The 20,261-nt window shown below is 25.4% G+C and carries 26 protein-coding genes; 19 read left to right on the plus strand and 7 right to left on the minus strand.

Going from position 1 to position 20,261, the window contains the following annotated elements; genetic code table 11:
- The first annotated feature begins 335 nt into the window (after window positions 1-335).
- Window positions 336-518, plus strand: coding sequence for a hypothetical protein (locus F7018_RS05420; protein ID WP_150898995.1), 183 nt, complete (start codon window positions 336-338; stop codon window positions 516-518).
- Between the two features lie 54 nt (window positions 519-572).
- Here F7018_RS05420 and F7018_RS05425 read toward each other — a convergent pair whose 3' ends face one another.
- Window positions 573-806 carry an SOS response-associated peptidase gene (locus tag F7018_RS05425; RefSeq protein WP_150898996.1) on the minus strand — a complete coding sequence of 78 codons (234 nt, stop codon included), beginning with the start codon at window positions 804-806 and terminating at the stop codon, window positions 573-575.
- Between the two features lie 520 nt (window positions 807-1,326).
- Window positions 1,327-1,764, minus strand: coding sequence for a hypothetical protein (locus F7018_RS05430; protein WP_150898997.1), 438 nt, complete (start codon window positions 1,762-1,764; stop codon window positions 1,327-1,329).
- A gap of 859 nt (window positions 1,765-2,623) precedes the next feature.
- Between F7018_RS05430 and F7018_RS18350 the strand changes: the two genes are divergently transcribed.
- The 4 genes from F7018_RS18350 (at window position 2,624) to F7018_RS18360 (ending at window position 4,750) form a co-directional block, all read left to right on the plus strand.
- Entirely contained in the window at window positions 2,624-2,782 is a 159-nt protein-coding gene (locus F7018_RS18350; protein ID WP_175578652.1) for a hypothetical protein, read from the plus strand.
- A 1,042-nt stretch (window positions 2,783-3,824) separates the two neighbouring features.
- Window positions 3,825-3,989: a hypothetical protein gene (locus F7018_RS18355; protein ID WP_175578653.1), complete on the plus strand. Its 165-nt coding sequence runs from the start codon at window positions 3,825-3,827 to the stop codon at window positions 3,987-3,989.
- A 241-nt stretch (window positions 3,990-4,230) separates the two neighbouring features.
- On the plus strand, window positions 4,231-4,452 hold the full coding sequence (locus F7018_RS05440) for a bacteriocin (protein WP_150898999.1): 222 nt from the start codon (window positions 4,231-4,233) through the stop codon (window positions 4,450-4,452).
- Window positions 4,453-4,591: 139 nt separating this feature from the next.
- Window positions 4,592-4,750 carry a hypothetical protein gene (locus tag F7018_RS18360; protein ID WP_175578654.1) on the plus strand — a complete coding sequence of 53 codons (159 nt, stop codon included), beginning with the start codon at window positions 4,592-4,594 and terminating at the stop codon, window positions 4,748-4,750.
- A 386-nt stretch (window positions 4,751-5,136) separates the two neighbouring features.
- Here F7018_RS18360 and F7018_RS05445 read toward each other — a convergent pair whose 3' ends face one another.
- Window positions 5,137-5,463 (minus strand): gamma-glutamylcyclotransferase, encoded by a 327-nt coding sequence (locus tag F7018_RS05445; RefSeq protein ID WP_150899000.1) that lies wholly within the window; start codon window positions 5,461-5,463, stop codon window positions 5,137-5,139.
- 274 nt (window positions 5,464-5,737) lie between these two features.
- On the opposite strand from F7018_RS05445, the gene F7018_RS05450 reads away from it, so the two are divergent.
- From F7018_RS05450 to F7018_RS05465, 8 genes are all read left to right on the plus strand, one after another.
- Entirely contained in the window at window positions 5,738-5,941 is a 204-nt protein-coding gene (locus tag F7018_RS05450) for a hypothetical protein (RefSeq protein WP_150899001.1), read from the plus strand.
- 473 nt (window positions 5,942-6,414) lie between these two features.
- On the plus strand, window positions 6,415-6,810 hold the full coding sequence (locus tag F7018_RS05455; RefSeq protein WP_150899002.1) for a hypothetical protein: 396 nt from the start codon (window positions 6,415-6,417) through the stop codon (window positions 6,808-6,810).
- Window positions 6,811-7,113: 303 nt separating this feature from the next.
- Entirely contained in the window at window positions 7,114-7,287 is a 174-nt protein-coding gene (locus tag F7018_RS18365; RefSeq protein ID WP_175578655.1) for a hypothetical protein, read from the plus strand.
- A 402-nt stretch (window positions 7,288-7,689) separates the two neighbouring features.
- Entirely contained in the window at window positions 7,690-7,842 is a 153-nt protein-coding gene (locus tag F7018_RS18370) for a hypothetical protein (protein WP_175578656.1), read from the plus strand.
- 344 nt (window positions 7,843-8,186) lie between these two features.
- Entirely contained in the window at window positions 8,187-8,354 is a 168-nt protein-coding gene (locus tag F7018_RS18375; RefSeq protein ID WP_175578657.1) for a hypothetical protein, read from the plus strand.
- A gap of 866 nt (window positions 8,355-9,220) precedes the next feature.
- Complete coding sequence (locus F7018_RS05460) at window positions 9,221-9,439, plus strand: hypothetical protein (RefSeq protein WP_150899003.1); 219 nt, start codon at window positions 9,221-9,223, stop codon at window positions 9,437-9,439.
- A gap of 320 nt (window positions 9,440-9,759) precedes the next feature.
- A complete protein-coding gene (locus tag F7018_RS18385) occupies window positions 9,760-9,924 on the plus strand; it encodes a hypothetical protein (RefSeq protein WP_175578659.1) in 165 nt (54 codons plus the stop codon).
- Between the two features lie 227 nt (window positions 9,925-10,151).
- On the plus strand, window positions 10,152-10,349 hold the full coding sequence (locus F7018_RS05465) for a hypothetical protein (protein ID WP_150899004.1): 198 nt from the start codon (window positions 10,152-10,154) through the stop codon (window positions 10,347-10,349).
- A gap of 25 nt (window positions 10,350-10,374) precedes the next feature.
- On the opposite strand, the gene F7018_RS05470 is transcribed toward F7018_RS05465, so the two are convergent.
- Window positions 10,375-11,769, minus strand: a complete 1,395-nt coding sequence (locus tag F7018_RS05470; protein WP_150899005.1) for an AraC family transcriptional regulator — start codon at window positions 11,767-11,769, stop codon at window positions 10,375-10,377.
- A 310-nt stretch (window positions 11,770-12,079) separates the two neighbouring features.
- Between F7018_RS05470 and F7018_RS05475 the strand changes: the two genes are divergently transcribed.
- Together F7018_RS05475 and F7018_RS05480 are read left to right on the plus strand one after the other, a co-directional pair.
- Window positions 12,080-12,637 (plus strand): RBBP9/YdeN family alpha/beta hydrolase, encoded by a 558-nt coding sequence (locus F7018_RS05475; RefSeq protein ID WP_150899006.1) that lies wholly within the window; start codon window positions 12,080-12,082, stop codon window positions 12,635-12,637.
- A 116-nt stretch (window positions 12,638-12,753) separates the two neighbouring features.
- Window positions 12,754-12,981 (plus strand): hypothetical protein, encoded by a 228-nt coding sequence (locus F7018_RS05480; RefSeq protein WP_150899007.1) that lies wholly within the window; start codon window positions 12,754-12,756, stop codon window positions 12,979-12,981.
- Between the two features lie 94 nt (window positions 12,982-13,075).
- Here the strand turns inward: F7018_RS05480 and F7018_RS05485 are convergent, their stop codons facing one another.
- The 3 genes from F7018_RS05485 to F7018_RS05490 form a co-directional block, all read right to left on the minus strand.
- Entirely contained in the window at window positions 13,076-13,702 is a 627-nt protein-coding gene (locus F7018_RS05485; protein WP_150899008.1) for a hypothetical protein, read from the minus strand.
- 34 nt (window positions 13,703-13,736) lie between these two features.
- Window positions 13,737-13,913: a hypothetical protein gene (locus F7018_RS18390; RefSeq protein WP_175578660.1), complete on the minus strand. Its 177-nt coding sequence runs from the start codon at window positions 13,911-13,913 to the stop codon at window positions 13,737-13,739.
- Between the two features lie 67 nt (window positions 13,914-13,980).
- On the minus strand, window positions 13,981-14,622 hold the full coding sequence (locus F7018_RS05490) for a response regulator transcription factor (RefSeq protein WP_150899009.1): 642 nt from the start codon (window positions 14,620-14,622) through the stop codon (window positions 13,981-13,983).
- Between the two features lie 305 nt (window positions 14,623-14,927).
- Between F7018_RS05490 and F7018_RS05495 the strand changes: the two genes are divergently transcribed.
- The 4 genes from F7018_RS05495 to F7018_RS05510 all read left to right on the plus strand — a co-directional run bounded on the left by F7018_RS05495 (window position 14,928) and on the right by F7018_RS05510 (window position 20,141).
- Window positions 14,928-16,862, plus strand: coding sequence for a transglutaminase-like domain-containing protein (locus tag F7018_RS05495; protein ID WP_150899010.1), 1,935 nt, complete (start codon window positions 14,928-14,930; stop codon window positions 16,860-16,862).
- Window positions 16,863-16,866: 4 nt separating this feature from the next.
- Window positions 16,867-18,786, plus strand: a complete 1,920-nt coding sequence (locus F7018_RS05500; RefSeq protein WP_150899011.1) for a DUF3857 domain-containing protein — start codon at window positions 16,867-16,869, stop codon at window positions 18,784-18,786.
- A gap of 125 nt (window positions 18,787-18,911) precedes the next feature.
- Window positions 18,912-19,133 carry a hypothetical protein gene (locus tag F7018_RS05505; protein WP_150899012.1) on the plus strand — a complete coding sequence of 74 codons (222 nt, stop codon included), beginning with the start codon at window positions 18,912-18,914 and terminating at the stop codon, window positions 19,131-19,133.
- 822 nt (window positions 19,134-19,955) lie between these two features.
- The gene (locus tag F7018_RS05510; RefSeq protein ID WP_150899013.1) at window positions 19,956-20,141 is read left to right on the plus strand and encodes a hypothetical protein; all 186 of its coding nucleotides are present in this window, start codon (window positions 19,956-19,958) and stop codon (window positions 20,139-20,141) included.
- Window positions 20,142-20,261: the final 120 nt, after the last annotated feature.

A 20,261-nucleotide genomic window follows, 5' to 3' on the forward strand; every position in this document is an offset into this window, starting at 1 on the left:
AGCTTAAATCATAAGCTTTAACTTAATATAAACACTATAAATAAAAACCTTCCAGCAATCCCCTTAAAACTGTTTGGTATCTACGAAGAATCATCTGTGTTTCTATAAATGTACTACGACTGATTAGATACAAATAAATATATTGATAATTTAGCTTATGACTTTTGGAAAACACAACATTTTACTTACCACTATGTCAACCAACTTTTCAGTTTTTAATAGATCGGATAACTATAGTTTTACACTTTTACATTTATTCATTACACTTATGAGTCTTTGTAAATCAGCTTTTTTTAAATTAATTAATTTGAAAAATTAATTTTAAACTTTAAATTATGATTAAGAACATTTCAAACTTAGGAGTAACTCTAAACAAAAAAGAACAACAAAATATTAAAGGTGGTAACAATGACCATCCTGATACTTTTTGCAATTTCATTTTCATGTGTCCAATTGGGCAAATATGTAGATATGCGAATAATACTGGTACCTACGGAAAATGTGAGTATGCTAAATAATTTTTTTGATTGCCACTCTATGAAATAATAAATAGGTGGCTTTTAAATTTGAGTTCAATACTCAACCTTTTTAAGAATATCTTGCCTATTACTATCTACTCTTTTAAAAATATCTTGAGATACTGAATAAGTTTCAATAGGTTCTTTTGCAAAAGTGTGAAGTAATGTTTTTACAATATCGGTATTGTTATTACAGTGCAGCCATTCGTATTCATCTGAAGGATCTAAAATTATTGGCATATGATAATTCCCTTTATTATTTGGTGAATTATGTATTTCTTTAAACAATGGATTTACTTAAATAGTTATAATACTTGCTGAATACAAAGGTGTATGTCCTTTACCACTCAATGCAAGAGTAAACTCAATAATATCGATAAAACCAACTATACCCCTCTATTTTACTAGAGGGTTGTACTTTTAAGAATTAAGTTCTATATCTATTTTAATTCTGTTAAGCTTATTCATTCTTTTTTCTTTATGTATTTTTTGGATTTTTAGAAAGATACCCCATTAATAACATAATGACTCCAACTGTTACTGAAATTTCTCCAGTAATTTTATTGAAAAAGAGCCCAACAATTCCGACTAAAGTAATTCCATTTGAAACAATAATTAGTTCTAAATCATCTTTTTAGCTTTCTTTTCGTTCATATTTAATTTGTTGTTTTTTTAGTATTTCTTCTCAATTAATAGCAACGGTATGCATATGAAAAGCTACGTATTTGTGTGAGGATTTTCCGAAGGAAAATCATAAGCTAGTAAACGAGGAACTAACATAAATCAAACTAAAAATAATATTTTTTTATTATTGTTGAAACTCTCCAAATTCGCTACTCTTTTCAGTCCATAAAAAATATTCTCCAAATAAAGTTCCAGATAATAATTCGGACGTTAAGTTCTCAACTTTTTGTCCATTAATAGTCAATCCGATACTTTCGTTATTGTTTAGATTCTCTTCAATTTCTCTCAAGAAATTAAATGCGGTAGAATCCAAAACATTTAGAATAAATCGGTTCAAAATTTCCGTTTGCCTTTCGTTCAATCCGTTAAAAAACTCAAATCGTTCATCTTCCAATTGTTGTAATTCAGGTGCTAAATTCGGATTTCTTGGTAATTCAGAATATTCTTTTGCAGTCATAGATTTCCCGAACTCTCTCTTTTGGGAATAATATTTAAAGTTTTCATCTCGTAATTTTTTTACGATTATTTCTCCAAGTTCTTTATAATCCTTTGAAAATTCCATTCAGTTAAAATTAGTTCTGGTTTGCGTTTTGAGTATTATTGGTAATTTGTTTACATACACATAAAATAGGTCGTTATACACCTAATTGGGTAAAGAAATTTGTGTATTTATCTCTCTTTTTCTTTCCAGCTAAGTTAGAGAAATAATTATTTACTACAATTATATCAATGAGCTTATTCGTTTTTTAATAACCTCGATTTATTACAGTTTAAATTTATTTTTACTTCTATGAAAAACAGCTATGATCAACTTAATATTGAATATGTAGAAACTAAGAAGACTTCTTCTCTCGTCAAGTTCACAACTATCGTTTTAATTTTAATTTTTGTATCAATTCCGTTATCTCAAATTAATCCTGACTTCAAACGTTGTGTTACTGTTTATACAGGAGGATGCTTAGGCATAATACCTACTCCAAAATGCTTTTGCTTTTAACTACACTTATTTTAATGTTCATTTACTTAACTGATAGAAGAACTCTTCTGAACGATACTTAGTTTCTCTTAATCTAATTATCAAAAAAACAACTTAACTGCTACATTATCTTAAAATTATAAATTAAGATTTTGTTTTTTCATTAGCTTAATTAGTTAGTTTATATAAAAGTAGTATTAAAGATGACTGGTTACTTATTTTCTTTTTCTTCATTCATAATTCTACTGTTATTTTTTTGATATTAAAAAACCACTTCAATTCAAGTCGTTGGTATTATATTAGTTGCCTTATCCGTTTTTTAACTAGACTATTTATAGTATTTGTCAACTTCTGTTAAATAAGGCAAAACCTTACTTTTATTACGGTTTTTAATTAGTTATGTTAATTTTCATTATTTAGATTTGAGAAATTTAAAATTCAAATTATGTTAAAGAACATTTCAAACTTAGGTTCAATTTTGAACAAAAATGAACAACAAACTATTAATGGTGGAAATACTAACTGTGGAGTTTTCACTAGACCATGTCGAGATGGTTATGGTTTTGACGAAAACTGTTGGTGCGTTCCAGAACCAGGAAACTAAAATTAATTAGCGGACTTCGGTTCGCTTTTCTTTTTCTTATACTCTTAATTATAATTTTATTAAGTTTAGTAGGTTGGAATTACCATAAGAAATAAGTCATACTTTTAGAATAATATTCATTAAAAAATGAGCCAATAATGAACCAAACAAACTAAAAACATAAACAAACTCAATATATACAATACTTAGAAACTCATAAAATGATGTAAACACAGTTTGCTTCCCTACTCAAAAACATCAATTACAACTCTCTATTTTACTAGAGTATTTTGTTTTTTATCTCTCTTCTTCTTGAGAACCTTAATCCTCTTTTACTATTGAAAAACCTCAAGAATAATAAAAAGAATAAAACTATACTATTATTTTGCTTTTACTACTTTTGTATTATGTGGTGGTTAATCTCATTTATCGTTTTAGGAATCATTTTTCCAGTTCTTGCAGAATATCTTGACAACAAGGAAATGGACAAAGAGGATTAACTACACTTATTTTGAATTTATACATTTGTTTGCATGAATAAAGAATTAAAAAAAATATTCTTAACTACATTTATTATAATTTTAACATCAATTGTATTAGTTGCTCTTATTTTTCTATATCTTATACCTTTACCTAGTCCTACTTGGTAACCTACTGTTTTAAAAATTTATATTTTTGATTCATGTTTTTATTTAATCTACCCTTAATTCTGACAGTATCTATAAGCTTATTTCTATTACATATTGTTTATAACTACTATCGAAAAAGAAAGAATAATTAAATAATCTACACTTTTACTTTATTTTGTTTTTACTATTTTTACTTTATGAAAAACAGCTATGACCAACTTAATATCGAATATGTAGAAACTAAAAAAGTTTCTATTTTTGTTAAACTCACAACTTTTCTTTTAATTCTAATTTTTGTTTTCACTCCATTAGCTGAATTTGTTGATGTGTTAGATTATAATTATGCCGTTCCCTATTCTTTTGAACCTGAATTTTTGAAACTTCTAAATTAAAATCACCTATACAGTTTAATTATTAATTTATATTTTTACAACATGAGTTTAGAAGAAGAACTAATTGTTGCTATAATATTTATCTCTTTTGTATTGTTAATAGGTTTAATAATTTCTTTAATTAGATACTTATTAGGCTTTAAAAACAATTTTATTAATCCTACAATTGACAACGACGACTTCTCTTTTTTTGATGATTTATTTTAATACTACACTATTTATAATATTTATTTTTCTTTCTTAAGAAAAAACTTAATTCGTAATATAGTATAGCTTTTAGTTCCCCCCTGTTATTTTAATTTTTTGTTATTTGAAACAGAAATTACTTACTAACAACTAACTTATACCCTCATTCGCTTTTACATTTATTTCCTACACTTTTGAATCTTTATAAATGAGAGCATTCTTAATCATTTAATTTGAATAATTAATAACAAACTTTTAAATTATGATTAAAAATATTTCAAATCTAGGTACTCTTTTAAATAACAAAGAATTAAAATCTATTATTGGTGGTGGGGATGGTTTTGTTCAATGTGAAGATGGGGCTACATTTAGTTCTACTGCAGAATCAGTACAATCTGTAATAATAAATGGCAACCGATGGTGTCAAGACCACGGACATGGTAGATTATCTTGGTATTATTTTATTGAAGTTAATCGAAAATAAGAGCTTTAATTCATTTTATTATTCACATAGCATTCATATTAATATCTTTTTTACGGTTTTACCTTACTAATTTTATGGTTTTTAAATCGATAAATACTTATTAACTAATTAAATTTCAAGGAATTTTAAAAAAAACATCATGTTAAAAAACATTTCAAGCTTAGGTTCTGAATTAAGTAAATCAGAACAAAAATCTATTAAAGGAGGTTTTGGTGATTCTGGTTGTCCTTGGGGAAAATGCCGTAACAAATTTGGGAGATGCTCAATGATAGAATGTCAACGTCAACAAGAGCTTTAAATAACCAAATTATAAAAAATAGAACTGTCTGTTTTTATTTTAAAAGCAGACAGTTCTATTTTTAAAATCAAAATCTCCTATAACTTATCAATAGAAAAGATAACTGTATTTAGTAATTTATTCCTTTTTACAATTTTGAAAGAAGATTAAAAAGATATTTTAATGATTTATAACATCTTCTTTATTTATATTACATGCTATAAAGTTGAAAAATAAACGGAACTTAATTTATTATAAAATCCGTAAAATCAACCAATTTCAATAGGTATAAGAAATAAAGTTCCGCTTATTAACTCCTATACTAACCATAGTCAAACCCTTTAATACTAGAAAACTATAGAAATTTATAATGATAGATTTTTTAAAGTTTATATTACTTATCGTGTTTATTTAAGGGAATAAATATATGCTTCAACTTCCTCTTCTGTATCTTTTAACACCACTTTTGTTATTACTCTTTTGTATGCTTGTCCTTCAAACTCATCTAAGTCTTTCCAACTGTCTTCTAATTTATCAGAGTAAAATATATTTCCTATAACCTTTTCAACTTTATTCTCAAGTCGTATTCCTGGAAAACCGACATCTGCCCCCCATCCTTCTTCGTATAATTCTCCCCAAACATATCCCTTTTTCCATATCCCTCCTATGTTTTTTAATATATACTCATTTGGTTTTTCTGGCCCTAAAGTTCCATACACAAATAGTTTTTCCATTTCAATATTCTTTTTAACGTGTTCTTTATTATATTTTTTATCCTTTAAGACTTTTTATTTCAAAAGTTAATCTATTTATCGTTTTTAGAAGTAAGCTAAAATAGAAAATTATTCACTACGACTTATCTGAATGAAGATTAACAGTTTTGAAAATTTAAAATATTAAAAATGTTAATTTTAGTTAAACAAGGTAAAGCCTTACTTTTATTACGGCTTTTTAGATTCTTTTTTATTTTATAGTTTATATGTTTAGAGAAATTTTAAACTATATATTATGTTAGAAAAATTTAAGAATTTAGGAAAAACAATTAGTAAGCAAGAGCAAAAAAACATTAAAGGGAGTAATTGGTTGCCACAAGGATACTGTGATGATTTTGACTCTGATGTTAGCTTTAATCCAAATTGCGATACAGATAGAGATGGACGTGATTGTCGTTTCCCTTTTTATATTAATAGTTTTGGTAGATGTACACTTTAATATAATTAACTTCATTATCTTTAAATAACGAGAATTTTGAAATTCTCGTTATTTATATCAAAATAGAATTTATTATAGGTTTCCTATTTTATTCTTATATATTTTAGTTATGTAAGCATTTCCTTTACTTATTTTATAGTTTAATTTTATCTAACATTTTTTTACTTTTTAGATTTGAGAAATTAAAAACTCAAATTATGCTAAAGAACATTTCTAATTTAGGTGTTACCCTAAACAAAGCAGGATAAAAATTAATTAATGGCAGTAATGATACACCTTCTAAACTTTGTGTTCCGTTATCACGAGAAATAGTTGTATATGCTGTTCCTTCAAACGAAAACTGTTGTCTTGAATCGAAGTATCTTTAAATGTTTAAAACAGACATCTGTTCGCTTTTCCTTTTCTTATATCTTTAATTATATGATTATTTAAACTATTTTTTAATATTTTCGCGTCCTTAAAAATTTATTATTATGAAAAAACTATTAATCTTAACATTTACTTTTATTTCATTTTTATCTTGTACTGATTCAGATCAAAATATGAAAGATCCTTTTATTGGTACTTGGTATAAATTTTCTTACCAAGGAAAAGAAGTGAGTGATTGCGAAAAGAAAACTACTTTCAATGTAGAAGAAAATGGTAATATCTCTATTTCTTCTTTTGAAGAATATGAAAATAAATGTATTGATGACGGAACCGCCTCTGGTAAATGGAGTAAACACAATGGTAACACCTATGGAATTACCTTAACAGAAGATTCTTCACCAAGTCTTAGAGAGCTTACTTTTAAAGATAATAATAATACTTTTTCGTTTGCAGATAACGAAAATGGAAAAACATTTACTTACACATACAAAAGGAAATAACCCTTTTAATTAATTAAAAAAGAGTCGCAATTTTGCGGCTCTTTTTTTTGATTTATTATACACTTTTTAGGGTAAAACTCATTTAAATCGTTTTATATATACAAAAACAACTTTAGGGGTAAAGCTATTTTTGTTTAATAAAGAAAAGCTTCTGAAGAAGCTTTTCTTTTTACACACTAATTAAAATAATTCTTTTATGGCTCTATTCAATTATAATTAAAAAAAACAAACCCTTACTTATATTATGGTTTAATTTTAAGTAGTTTTTTAATTCATACTTTGAGAAACTTTAAAATTCACATTATGATTAAGAACATTTTTAGTTTAGGTAGTTCCCTAAACAAAGTTGAACAACAACGTATACATAGAGGAAGAAACACAAATGGATCAATTACTACATGTGCTAACATTCCTTATACTTGTGATTCTAGTTACGTAACAGATGAAAGTTACAAATACGTTCGTACACTAGTTTAAATATACTGTAATTGAACTCCAGTCAGTCTGCTTTTCTTCTTAATTTGTTCCTAATATAATTTCCTTAGTTTAAACTCATTAACTTTATAAAATAAATATAACGATTATTCTAAGTTTTTTTAATTAGATAACCATTGCCTTCTTCTATATTTGATAAAATATTTTTAATTTAAAAATCGTTAAAATAGCATATTTTAATCCTTAATACTTTATCTTCTAAAAAAGCGATTATAATTATTCTAACTTATTGAATTCAATAATACCTAGCACAAAATAACAAGAATTACTATAGTTTTTAATATTAATTTTAGTTAAATAAGGATTTCCCTTACTTTTTTTATGGCTTAATTTGATTCATTCATTTTTTTACTGATTAGATTTGAAAAATTTAAAACTCAAATTATGTTAACAAACATTTCAACTCTAGGTACAAGGTTAAATAAATCAGATCAAAAATCTATTAATGGAGGAAGCCGTTGTTTCCCTCTAATGCCTTGTGATATTGATGAATCATGGGATTTTGGTCTATGCCAATGCGTAAAAAGCAACTCATAATAATCTATAAGCGGACTTCGGTTCGCTTTTCTTTTACTTATGCCTCAATGCTACTTTATTAAACTAAACTCTCTCCAAATAAAAACATATTTCTTAATCCCAATTTCTATATTTTTTATTGAGGAAGAAATATAGACAAATTAGATTGTATTCATTTTTATACAACTCTTTCTTTTAATAAACTTATCAAGCTCTAGTAATCTTGTTATAATTACTATTTTTTATTAGAAAAAAATTCTAATGTTAATTATAGTTAAATAAGGAAAAACCTTACTAATATTACGGTTTTATCTACTCTTCTTTTTTTATTAATTTATAAGTTTGAAAAACTAAAAACTATTATTATGTTAAAGAACATTTCAACACTAGGTAAATCATTGAGTAAATTAGACCAAAAATCTATAACAGGTGGAAACGAAGAAGAGTTTTGTCCTGCTGGTCATTGTTTAAATTACAGAGGTGGTTGTACTAACGTTGCCACTGCTTTATTTAATGACTGTGTCAAGTATTAATTTTATCCCCTTGAATATTTCAAGGGGATTTTTTTATAATTAACTATTATTACTCTAATGGAATGTTTTCAATATTATTATAATAACATTCTCTTCTTACTAAGAATTTCCTTCTTAAATACACCTTCATTTTCACCTTAATTAATTATTCAATTAAGATATACTAAACAATATCAATAAAATTTATTCAGTAGGATTAAAAAATTAAATTTATTTTCTCCTAAGCATATCTTTGCATTTATTTCAATTCCTTCAATTAATTAGGGCTTTCAGTAACTTAACTGTTATTAATATAAAAGCTTCTGAATTATGAAAAAATTAAAATCATTTTCAACACTTGCAATTACAAAAATTAAAAAATTAATTATATACCCTAGATTATTTCGCCTCAATAATATAGCGAAGCAACATATGGAGTCATTTAATTATCATTTTAATATTGTAGATAAAACTTCAGATGAGTTCCTAAAAAGTAAACATCAAAAACTCTTAATTGAACACTTAGCAAATCTTGAAAAAGTGAATAAAAAAATTTCCTTACTCGAGTCTTTATAAATCTATCATTTTTGCTTCTATGAATTAATCAGTAAGATCTATTTTCTATTACTATTATTCTATTAGAATTCTTTATACTTATATATAAAAAAGATTAAAAATAAGCATAGATTTATTTCGTATCATGTACTCATTATGATATGAAATGCTTTAATACGATATCAAAAAACTAAAAATGTTTTAATTATTCTATAATAAACAAGTCAATTACTTTTATAGTAAAGTTTATTTTCATTATATTTAAAATAGTAATAGTTCTATAGTATTAATTAATATGGAATAGTTTTTACAACTAAATAATTTCATCAAACATGAGTATGAACGTATTTTATTTTGAACATTCCCATTTAAGAGAATTTATAGAAACCGCTTCGCTATTTTCTAAAAAATCTAACCTAATTATTACAACAATTATTCAAAGAAATGGATTATATAAAGTAGAATTAGAAGAAAGACAAAACCTAGATGATGATGTAGTTAAAGAGTTTATTCAGTTTATTAGTCAAAATACTTCTTTCAAAATAACTTAATCACTCTTCTAAAGTAAAAACTATAGGGCTTACTTATTTTTCTTAAATACAATCCCCTCTCTAATACAAAACTCTCCTTCAAGAAACGACAAATTCGGAACTTAAAAAGACTATAGCTAAAATAAAAATTCCCTTTGTATTTCTGAATTAGGAAACTAAAAACTTCTTAGCAAACTTTAACCCATATTTTACTAATTAAATACCTCTTAATAATCTCTTTACTTTAAACAAAACAAGGTAATTCCTTACTTTTATTACGGTTTTATTTAGATTTTACATTTTTTTTATTCCTAGGTTTGAGAAACTTTAAAATTTTAATTATGTTAAAGAACATTTCTACACTAGGTAAAATATTAAACAAATCAGAAAAACAATTAATCAATGGCGGAGACGAAGATGGATTTTGTCCAGCTGGTTATTGCTTAAATAACAATGGAGGGTGTACAGATCTTGCTACTGCCTTTTTTGATGATTGTGCAAACTAATTTTAAAAAGCCCTCAACTTCTGAGGGCTTTTTTATTTATTACACTATCTTTCTTTTATATTTTTTTTACTTTTTTATACTATACAATTACACTTCATCTCTTTACTCTCAATTAATAATATCTTAATTTTGGATTATTGTGTTGTGGGGACGACACTCCATGTAGATAAAAGGGGTTCGGGAAAGAGACTCCTTTTTTCTACAGTTTTGAATTTAATATTATTGCTATGAATAAATTTGAAAGGCGTTTAAAAGGGTTTTATAAATACAAAAAACGATTAAAAAATTACGGTTTCACAGGTACTGAACATTATATTCTTAAAACTACAGGTAAACCTTGTAGTTGTTTTATGTGTAGCCCCAAAGATGAAAAACCTAAATACAAAGCATCAAAAAATAAAACGCATCATTCTATTATTACTTAGTGTTTTTTATATATTCATTATGTTATTATCCTAGTATTTTTTCTAATTCTTTTATAAACTTGATTGCTTCTTCTTCTATTTTTTGAGTTAAATATTTTGCTTTATCAAAATTAGGCTCCTCCACCATCACGTGACTTATTATCTCTAAACTATTATCTATTGTTTCAGCTAAGTGATATTTTCCCCAGTCGCTTTCTTTAAATATTCTCCAATATTTTTTTCGAACCTCTTTATTTTGCCCAGATAAACAAATCGAAAAACATAATGTTTTATGATTTAAAACAATAACATACTTAAGTTTTTGATTTTTTAATTCTGCTGTTGTTAATGAAAAATAAGAATAATCTGGACTTTCTTTGTAAATTTTCCCAAGCTTAAAAATCGTTTCATACTCTTTATTAAAAAAAATTCTTAGTTCTTTCATGTAGCTTATCAATCGGTAATAATCTAAACTTTTAGGATCACTTTTGTTAGTAATTTCTGAACTTGAAAAACTTAGTCTCTTCTTTTCCTTACTATTTTTCATTTTATAAAGAGGAATACAAATATCTAGAATAAACTTTTTCTCTGGATGAGTTTTAGAGTCATTATGATATATTTCAAAAAAATCTCCATCTCTAAATTCATAACCTTTTTCAATAACCCAAATACACATATTCTTCCAGGCTTTTGAAATTTCTTCTCCTTTAATTTCAAAATGTCCTACTGCATAAACGCCTTTTTTTAAAATTATTTGTCTAATTTCTCCTTCTGAATCTATATTTTGATTAATAGTTACACCTGCACTAAATCGTACTTTAGATTTTTCAGTAACATTTGGATTATCGTGATAAACCGTAATTGCTTTGAAATTAGAAAAGTCTAATACTCTTTTTTCATTTCCCCACTTCATTAACTTTTGAAACATATTTCCAATTTCTTCAAACTTTCCTATTTTTGATATACTAGCAAGTTGTATTTCTGGAAACTCTTTTATTCTTATTTGTGCATTCATTTTAATCCAATCTTTAATATTAGTAATGGAACAAATGTATTTTTCAGATGAAAAAGTTTCTATACCAATCTTGCGAAGTATTTGTTTTCCTTCTGTTTTAAATTTAGTTGGATTAACACCATAATATTTTTTAAAAGCTCTCGAAAATGAACTATCACTATTAAAACCGTACTTATATAGTAGCTCATTTAAAGAAACTTCAGAATCAACAAGTATAATTGAAGCTATGCGTTCAATTCGTTTTCTTTGAACAAACTCATTTAATCTTTCATTTACTACTATTAAAAACACCCTATGAAAATGATACGGTGAATAATGAGCTTTTTTAGATAAAAAATCTAGTGATAAATTGGAGTCTAAATTATTTTCAATAAAGTCTAAAATAAAATTAATTCGTTTTAAATACTCTCGTTTTGTTTCATTCATCACAATTCTTTTATTTCTCAAACAAATATATCATTTACAAACATCCAAACTATAAAACTTAAACCAATTATCTTTTAACTTATAGTTCTATTAGGTTCAATAGAAATACCCTGTCAGTATTCATTTGTAATTTATATAAATATATTATTGAATAGATAAACTAGCTTTTATTATAACATTTAAAACAACCTATTTTGAAAGCTTTACAACTACATTATTTAAAAACATAGAATAACTTATGATTAAAAAGATAAAAAACTACTTTTTAAGTATTTTCGCCGCATACTAACTTAAGTTACCTTAATAATAAATGAGTAAAACCAAAATTTACCTGATACACGGATATACAGCGTCTCCTACTTCCAACTGGTTTCCTTCTTTTAAGAAAGAGTTACTAAATGAAAATGTAGAAATTATCATTCTTGACATGCCTAATTCAAAAGAGCCAAAATTTAAAGAATGGGCAGATCATATGGAGAAAATGATAATAAACGATAGTGAAAACACTATTTTTATTGGACATAGTCTAGGATGTGTAACTGTACTAAACTATTTAAATAGTAATAATCAAAAAAATATTAAAGGGCTTTTTCTTATCTCTGGTTTTATTGAAGAAACCCCTATTCCTGAATTAGAAGAATTCATACAAACAACTCTTGACTATCAATACATCATTAACTCAACGAAAAATCGAATAGCAATATCTGCAAAAGATGATGACATAATTCCATTTGAATATTCTAAAAGAATGGCAGATAAATTAGATGCTAAATTTATTTTATTGAATGAAGGAAAACATTTTATTGATAGAGATAATTTTCTCGATTTCCCATTTTTGGTTAATGAAGTAAGAAAATTAATTGATTAAAGTAATTAGCATCTATCTTATATATTTCGGAAGTTAATTAACTATGCTCGGAAAGAGATATTGTACTTTGAAGAAATGAAATTTATTTTAGAGTATTTAACTTTAATTAAAAAAAAATGTTTAGAAACATATCAAATCTTGGTACAGTACTTACAAAAAAAGAACAGCAATTGATTAAAGGAGCATTTGGTCAATTTAACAATGGGTCAATAGGAATAGCTATAGATGATACAAAGCAACCTTTAAGTGGTGATGCTTGCTCATTAAGTAATTTATGTCCTACTGGACAACTATGTAAATGCGATGATGACGCTTGTACATCTGGGACTTGTGTTAATACATAATTAATTATTAGAAGGTCCCTTGAGATAAAAATTTAAAGTAGAACCTTAAATATGGTTCTACTTTTTAATTTAAATAAGAATTTAAGGGGAAAAATTATTTACTTGTTCTTGCTATTTCTTTAATTAAATCTAACATTTCTTCTCGTTTCTCTGGCTTTGTATTTTTAAAAGTAAACTTAGCTACCTCCAGTAAATTATTTTGTAGTATACTTATTTTATCTTTTTTAATTTTTGTGTAGAAAAAAATTGTTAATACAATTAACAAAGTAGAAATAAGAGCTGCAAAATAATATGACACTTTACTTAAATCTTGAAATGGTTGAAAAATCCAATAAAAATAAAACAAAGGTCCAATTAACATAATACTATGCAGTAGCCTTAAAGCTAAATTATTTTCTTTTAAAATAAAAGATCTATATAACATAAAGAATATGTACACAAAAAAACAAAACCATGGTCCAAACTCACCTAAAAACAATTGAAAAGATTTAAATCCAAAATAACTTTCTTCTTTTTTAATTTCATAATATTCTTTTTTGGCTAAATCTTTGATGTTTTTTGTTTCTAAATATTTTTCATAGGCAACCGTTCCTTTTGCTTGCTTTTTAACTTTATCTAATGCTTTGGCTACTTTCTTTATCTCTAATTTATAATTATCTCGAGCAACAATGTATTCTTCGCTAAAGTTAGGTACAAATTCAAATGAAAAAAATGATGTCATACAAATAACAGCAATCAAATATACTAACAGGTTTTTAGCCTTCAGTATCGTCTGGGTCTTCTCCTCCATCATTGTTTGGATTTGACGCATCTTCTTTGTTGATTTGTTGTAATTCTGTTGTTCCATTTTCTGGTACTATTTTTTTATTATCTGTACAAGAAATAAAACCTAAAACAAAAATTAACACTACTACTTTTAACAATGATTTCATATTTATAAAGTTTAAAATTAGCTTTAAAAATACGGTTAAAAGTACTAGCTATTAATACGTTTAATTTCTATTTCTTTAAAAATAAATTGGTTACATGTTTAAATGCTAAAAGCGCTAATTGTACATTATCTTTCACATCAAGTTTTCTCCGAATTCTTTCGGTACTACTTCTATAAGCACTTCTTGTAATTCCTAACTTATTACTAATCTCATCAGATGTAAAACCTTCAACCAAAAATTGCATAACTTCAATTTCTTTACTCGATAAAACATCTGTTAATAATAATCCACTTGAACTTTCTAAATTCATATCTATAACGGCATCTCTAGATTTTTCAGAAAAATAAAGCTTCCCATTATAAACTGTTTTAATTGCTTCAACAATACAATCGCCAGATTCTTCTTTTAGCACATAACCTTTAGCTCCTAGTTCAATAACTTTTTGTATGGTAAATCCATCACAAATACTTGTTACCATTATGGTTTTAATTTCGGGGAACTTTTTATTTAAATGCTTTAATACGTCTAATCCATTGTAATATGGCATCGAAATATCTAAAAGAAGTACATCGCAATAGTTATTATCTAACCATTCCATAAGACCAAATCCATCGGTTGAAGATCCTACTACACTTATACCTTCAGCTTTCATCATAGCTTTGTAACCTTCAATAACAATTGGATGATCATCTACTAAATATACTTTCATTTAATTCATCTAATTTCAACAAATGTAAAGTTTTAACTTTATTTAAAAAGAGGACGTTTGTCTCAAAAAATAAAAAAATGAAAATTTTTAAATGATATTAAGGTAAAACTATAAGAAACTGCATTAATAAATGCATAACTGTATTTGTTACAACTAGAAAAAAATAATAATTTTGTTCTGCTATTTTAGCATTAAAAATAGAAAAAAAGAAAACAAACCCTAACCTATCCTTTTAAACAAGGGCGTCTGAAAAATATTGATTAAGATTAAGTCATATCAGATGATGTAAAAACGTATAAATTGCTTTGAAAAACAAACTTTTTTTAGCACTGGTTTTTCTTATAATAAAATCGGTAAATAGTCAAGATATAGATAAATTAATTCAAAAATACCCTACCGAAGATGTAGTTGGCCTAAATCTTTCTGAACATTTATTTATCTCTTCAAAAAAAAATAAATTGGATATAAAACGAGTAGTAAATAAACGAAAACTTTATATAACAAATGAAAAAAAATCTTCTGCTAATACAGGAGTTTACTATGATAACTTTCATAAAGTTCTTAAAATTGAAGCTTTAACAAATAATATAAACAATGATTTAAGAAACAGAAACCGTAGGAACAATCACATTTGGAAGGTTAATAACTATTCTGATAAAGATATCATATCAAATGGTGTATTTTTTGGAGATCAAAAACAAAAAACATTTACTTTTCCCGCTGTAACTGAAAAATCTATTACGAATCTAGATTACAGTATTAAAACTATGGATCCTCACTTTATTCAGCCTTTTTACTTATTCAACAATTTCCCTATTACTAATGCTGAATTTTCTGTAACAGTACAAAAAGGTATTGAAATAGCCTATAAAAGTTATAATTTGGATACTTTAAATGTAGAATATTCCAAAGAAGTAAATGATAATTCTACTACAACTTATAAATGGAAATTTTTGAATATTCCTAAAGCTAAATTTGATTACGATTTCTCTCCTGTTTATTATCTCCCACAAATAGCAGTGTTCATAAAATCTTATGAAATAAATGGAGAAAAGAAAAATGTTTTAAATAATGTAAGTGATTTATACGGTTGGTATCAATCTTTAATTACTAACATAAATAGAACAAATCAAGAAGAAATAAAAAACATTACAACAAACTTAATAAAAGGATTAAAAACAGATGAAGAAAAAATAAAAGCGATCTATTATTTTGTTCAAGAGAAAATTAATTATATCGCCTTTGAAGATGGATTAAATGGTTTTATACCTAGAGATGCAGCAAGTGTTTATACCAAAAAGTATGGTGATTGTAAAGACATGGCTAATATTTTAAATGAAATGCTAAAATATGCTAATATCCCTTCTTTTTTAACTTGGATTGGTACACGATCAAAACCGTACAGCTATTATGAACTTCCTACTACTTATACAGATAATCATATGATTACGACTGTTAAAGTAAATAATAAGTTTTTATTTTTAGATGCAACTGCTGAATACCTTCCTTTTGGATACCCTTCTCCTTTCATTCAAGGAAAAGAAGCTTTAATTGGAATATCAAAAAATGATTTCAAAATTTCTGTTGTTGGAGAAGTAGAAAAAGAAAAAAACTATTCTGAAATTAAGTCTAAATTCAACTTCAACGAAGATTTTAACCTAAAAGGAAAGCATATTGCTAAAACAACTGGTTATAAAAAGTTAGATTTTAACCATGCTTTTGATAGAAAAAAAGAAAAAGATAAAGATTTTATTAGAACCTTTTTTAAGCTTGGAAATCATAAAACAACATTTACTACAAAAAAAATCTCCAGTTTATCATTAAAAAATGATACTGTTCAAATTCAATTTGAAAGTAATTTTAAAAACCATGTTCGTAAAATCGACAATAAGTTATTTATAAAATTAAACACTGATAACTTACTTGCTAAAGAATTAGTGAAACATGAACGAAAAAAATATGCTAAGAAAATAAATTATAAATATGTAACTAAATACCTAACTTCTTTTAAAATACCTAAAGGGTATATTCATGAATTTATTCCTAAAAACAGTTCTTTTGAAAACCCTAAATTTGGTTTTGAAACAAACTATAAAATAGATAATAATCATATAATCTTAGAAAAAAAAATATATATAAATGCACTTAAAATTACAGTGAAAGAGATTAATACATGGAATACATTTATTAAAAAACTATCTAGAAACAATAAAAAATCTATCATTTTAAAAAAATTATAATCCTATGAAAAAAATACTTCTATTACTATTATTTATAAATGTATCAGTATCTGCTCAATTATATAAATCTCATGATTGGGATGAAACTCCTATTTTTCATAAACTTTCAGAAGAAGATAAAAAGCTTTCTTCTGTAGCAATTAAAGAAAAACATTTAATTCAATATCATCAACCTCTTATAGGTCCATTGGCTTTATATGATACGCATCATCGTATTGTTAGAGTAAACAATGATAAAGGGATAAAACGACATAATAGAGTATATATTCCTATGAGAAGTGTAGAAAAAATTATAGATATAAAAGCTCGTGTTATTTTTCCTGATGGAAGAATTATAAATTTAAACAAAAAAAACATAAAAGAACTTAAGGATATAAAGGGGTATGGCCGCTATAAAATTTTTGCTATTGAAGGAGTTGAAAAAAATACTCAGCTAGAAATTATTTATACTTTAAGAAAAAACCTATCTACCCTTGGTACTATTTTAGTTCAAAAAGATTATAAAATAAACAATGCTGAAGTAATTATTAGAAAACCATTTCTTTTTGTTACTAATGTTAAAAGTTATAATGGTTTTCCTTCATTGGAAAAAAAGAAAGTTCCAGGTAAGAAATTTGCTTATACTGCAATAGCAAAAAATATTCCTGCAATGGTAGATGAAAAACAATCTGCTTCAGATGCCAACCGAATGAAAGTGGTTTATTTAACCAAACCTGCTTTAGTAGGTATTGATGATGAATGGAGTAATTTTACTTATACCATTAGTAGTAATTTAATAGATGTTCGTCCCAAAAAATATAAAAAACTCATTTCAGATTTTGAAAAAAACTCTCCAAATATTAAAAACAAAGACAGTTTAATTATTGCAGTTTCTGATTATGCAAATAAGAATTATACAATAGAAAGAGGAGGTAGTATTTTTGAAAATATTAAAACTATTTTTAAACAAAAAAAAGGAAGTCAAATAGGTATAATTAAAATTTACACCTCTTTATTTAATTATTATAAAGTTCCATATAAAATTGTTTTAACTTCCAATAGGTTTTATAATAAGTTTGATAAAGATTTTTTTACAAATACTAATTTAGAAATAGCTATGCTGTTTTTCCCTCATAATAAGAAATTCCTATGCCCGTCTATAAATAACCATTCATTGGGTTATCCTCCAGTACGTTATAGTAATAATGAAGGGGTTTTTATTAGTAGTGATAATTATGAATTTGGTTACATACCAACTGGAGATATAAAATACACTTTAATAGATAGAGAAATTGAAACTAATCTTGATTTTGATCTTTTGAGTGTAAAAGTAAAAGGTACATATACCACTACAGGCTATAGAGCAAATAACTCCAGAATGGCATATCAGTATTTTATAAAAAATAATATTGAAGAATTTAGAGATATGGAAGCTGCTTCAGGAATTAATGATGCCGAGTTTACTCAATTTTCCGTAAAAAACCATAAACCTAAACTAAATATTAATAATACTCCACTTATCATAGACTATGAATATTCTTCCGAAGAATATCTAGAAGAGGTTAATGGTAATTATATTTTTAATGTAGGAAAATTAATAGGGAATCAAAGTGAATTATACCAAGAAGAAAAACGTGTAAACCCTATAGAACTATCTTATCCTAATGAATATAAATATATTATTAAAGTTCATATTCCTAATGGGTATACTATTAAAAACCTTGAAAAACTAAAAGACTCTTCTTCATTCAAAATCAATGAAAAATTAGCTGCTCAATTTATTTCTAATTATAAAATTGATAAAAACATATTATATATTACAATTTCAGAGAAGTATCCCTTAATAAAAATTAATAAAGAATATTATGATTTATATAAAGATGTTGTTAACTCTGCTTTTGATTTTTCAAAAAAAATTATTTTATTTGAAAAAATAGTAAATTAGATTTCTTAATCTATTTGAACAATATCTATTTTTATAAAAAAGGAAAAACCGTATTACAATTACGGTTTTTCCTTTTTTATTTTTTTTACAATATCCTATTTTTGAGCATAGTAAAAAATATCATTATGAAATATCAAATAGGTGAACAGTTAGGTTATGATTCTAACACAAATAAAAACCCTTTTGAAACTGAAACAGATGTTGTAATTATTCTTCAAACTAAAAAAGATTTTCAAGAAGGAAATAATAAACTAAAAGCTAGTTATGATTATTATGTACAATCACTTATAAGTAATAATGAATTTTTCTGTGTAGAAGGCGAACTTAGTGTACTTCCTCAGTTTTAAAATTATCTAATAACATCCCATTTTAAATTCTTAAAAAGTTGATTAAAACATTTTGAGATCCTTTCTAGTGATTTAATTTAAATTTTACTATAAAACTTTTAGTATTCTATAACTTATCAAGATAAAAGAAAATAATTCAATTAAAAAACCCACTCAAAAGAATTGAGTGGGAAAATTGCTATGAAAAAGAAGTCTTAAAGACGTCTCAATAAGACAAATACAATATACAATATATTTTCTTTAAACCATAATATTTTTTTAAAATTTTTTATTTATTATTTTTTGAAAAAGTATAGAACACTAGAACCTAAATTAAGTATGAGTTAAAACTCGTTTAATTATCAGATTCTCTCTATTCATCTATACTTTAATACTCTTCAACTAATTTTATAAATACAAAGCTCAAACCAATACTATCTTTGTAATGTAATTAAAGGTTTTGTTTTCCCATTAAAATAAATTAATTGTAAGAAAAGAAGTGTCTGGAGGTGATAACTTCTTTTCTTTTTTAAACAAATATGTGACCTAACATAAATAACTGTGTCTTATATATATAAAACTGTGACACCCCTTATTTTTCATGGCTCCCCTGGGAGCTTTTTTTATTTTGTGACTTTTTATTTTTTATAGTGTCTTACTAATATACTTTGTTAGTGCTATGGGGATAATGCTAATGAGTTAATTTAACAATTTGAAGGAGTTCTTTATTGAACTCCTTTTTTGGGTTAAGAATTATGGAGTATCCTTACTTTTACTATGGTTTTTTATTCGTTTCTAGATTTCTTTATATCTAATTTTGAGAAACTTAAAAAAACTAACATCATGTTAAAAAGCATTACAAACTTAGGTTCTATCTTAAAAGTAACTGAACAAAAAAGTATTAATGGTGGACTTTCAAGTATATGTCCAAGCGAAGGAAAAAGATGTAATAGTGTGTTTCCAAGTCCTGTACACTGCATTACAATTCATGCTTATTGTTGTGTGGGTGGATACTTTGAAAGATGTTAAAAATAGAAAGCGAGTTTATCTCGCTTTTATTTTTAATATGAATTAACTCCATTCTATCTTAAGAAAGTTACAATTTGACTTTACTTTTGATTATTTAATCGAATTTTTAAAATTTTTGGT

It is taken from the genome of Tenacibaculum aiptasiae (genome assembly GCF_008806755.1).
Taxonomy (GTDB): Bacteria; Bacteroidota; Bacteroidia; order Flavobacteriales; family Flavobacteriaceae; genus Polaribacter; species Polaribacter aiptasiae.

Coding starts and splice junctions, on each gene's coding strand:
- F7018_RS05465 (WP_150899004.1), top strand. CDS start 10,152: ATGAATAAATTTGAAAGGCGTTTAAAAGGGTTTTATAAATACAAAAAA.
- F7018_RS05450 (WP_150899001.1), top strand. CDS start 5,738: ATGTTAGAAAAATTTAAGAATTTAGGAAAAACAATTAGTAAGCAAGAG.
- F7018_RS18375 (WP_175578657.1), top strand. CDS start 8,187: ATGTTAAAGAACATTTCAACACTAGGTAAATCATTGAGTAAATTAGAC.
- F7018_RS18360 (WP_175578654.1), top strand. CDS start 4,592: ATGTTAAAAAACATTTCAAGCTTAGGTTCTGAATTAAGTAAATCAGAA.
- F7018_RS05485 (WP_150899008.1), bottom strand. CDS start 13,702: ATGACATCATTTTTTTCATTTGAATTTGTACCTAACTTTAGCGAAGAA.
- F7018_RS18390 (WP_175578660.1), bottom strand. CDS start 13,913: ATGAAATCATTGTTAAAAGTAGTAGTGTTAATTTTTGTTTTAGGTTTT.
- F7018_RS18350 (WP_175578652.1), top strand. CDS start 2,624: ATGTTAAAGAACATTTCAAACTTAGGTTCAATTTTGAACAAAAATGAA.
- F7018_RS05420 (WP_150898995.1), top strand. CDS start 336: ATGATTAAGAACATTTCAAACTTAGGAGTAACTCTAAACAAAAAAGAA.
- F7018_RS05500 (WP_150899011.1), top strand. CDS start 16,867: ATGAAAAAAATACTTCTATTACTATTATTTATAAATGTATCAGTATCT.
- F7018_RS05460 (WP_150899003.1), top strand. CDS start 9,221: ATGAGTATGAACGTATTTTATTTTGAACATTCCCATTTAAGAGAATTT.
- F7018_RS18355 (WP_175578653.1), top strand. CDS start 3,825: ATGAGTTTAGAAGAAGAACTAATTGTTGCTATAATATTTATCTCTTTT.
- F7018_RS05480 (WP_150899007.1), top strand. CDS start 12,754: ATGTTTAGAAACATATCAAATCTTGGTACAGTACTTACAAAAAAAGAA.
- F7018_RS18365 (WP_175578655.1), top strand. CDS start 7,114: ATGATTAAGAACATTTTTAGTTTAGGTAGTTCCCTAAACAAAGTTGAA.
- F7018_RS05510 (WP_150899013.1), top strand. CDS start 19,956: ATGTTAAAAAGCATTACAAACTTAGGTTCTATCTTAAAAGTAACTGAA.
- F7018_RS05475 (WP_150899006.1), top strand. CDS start 12,080: ATGAGTAAAACCAAAATTTACCTGATACACGGATATACAGCGTCTCCT.
- F7018_RS18370 (WP_175578656.1), top strand. CDS start 7,690: ATGTTAACAAACATTTCAACTCTAGGTACAAGGTTAAATAAATCAGAT.
- F7018_RS05490 (WP_150899009.1), bottom strand. CDS start 14,622: ATGAAAGTATATTTAGTAGATGATCATCCAATTGTTATTGAAGGTTAC.
- F7018_RS05440 (WP_150898999.1), top strand. CDS start 4,231: ATGATTAAAAATATTTCAAATCTAGGTACTCTTTTAAATAACAAAGAA.
- F7018_RS05470 (WP_150899005.1), bottom strand. CDS start 11,769: ATGAATGAAACAAAACGAGAGTATTTAAAACGAATTAATTTTATTTTA.
- F7018_RS05445 (WP_150899000.1), bottom strand. CDS start 5,463: ATGGAAAAACTATTTGTGTATGGAACTTTAGGGCCAGAAAAACCAAAT.
- F7018_RS05455 (WP_150899002.1), top strand. CDS start 6,415: ATGAAAAAACTATTAATCTTAACATTTACTTTTATTTCATTTTTATCT.
- F7018_RS05505 (WP_150899012.1), top strand. CDS start 18,912: ATGAAATATCAAATAGGTGAACAGTTAGGTTATGATTCTAACACAAAT.
- F7018_RS18385 (WP_175578659.1), top strand. CDS start 9,760: ATGTTAAAGAACATTTCTACACTAGGTAAAATATTAAACAAATCAGAA.
- F7018_RS05430 (WP_150898997.1), bottom strand. CDS start 1,764: ATGGAATTTTCAAAGGATTATAAAGAACTTGGAGAAATAATCGTAAAA.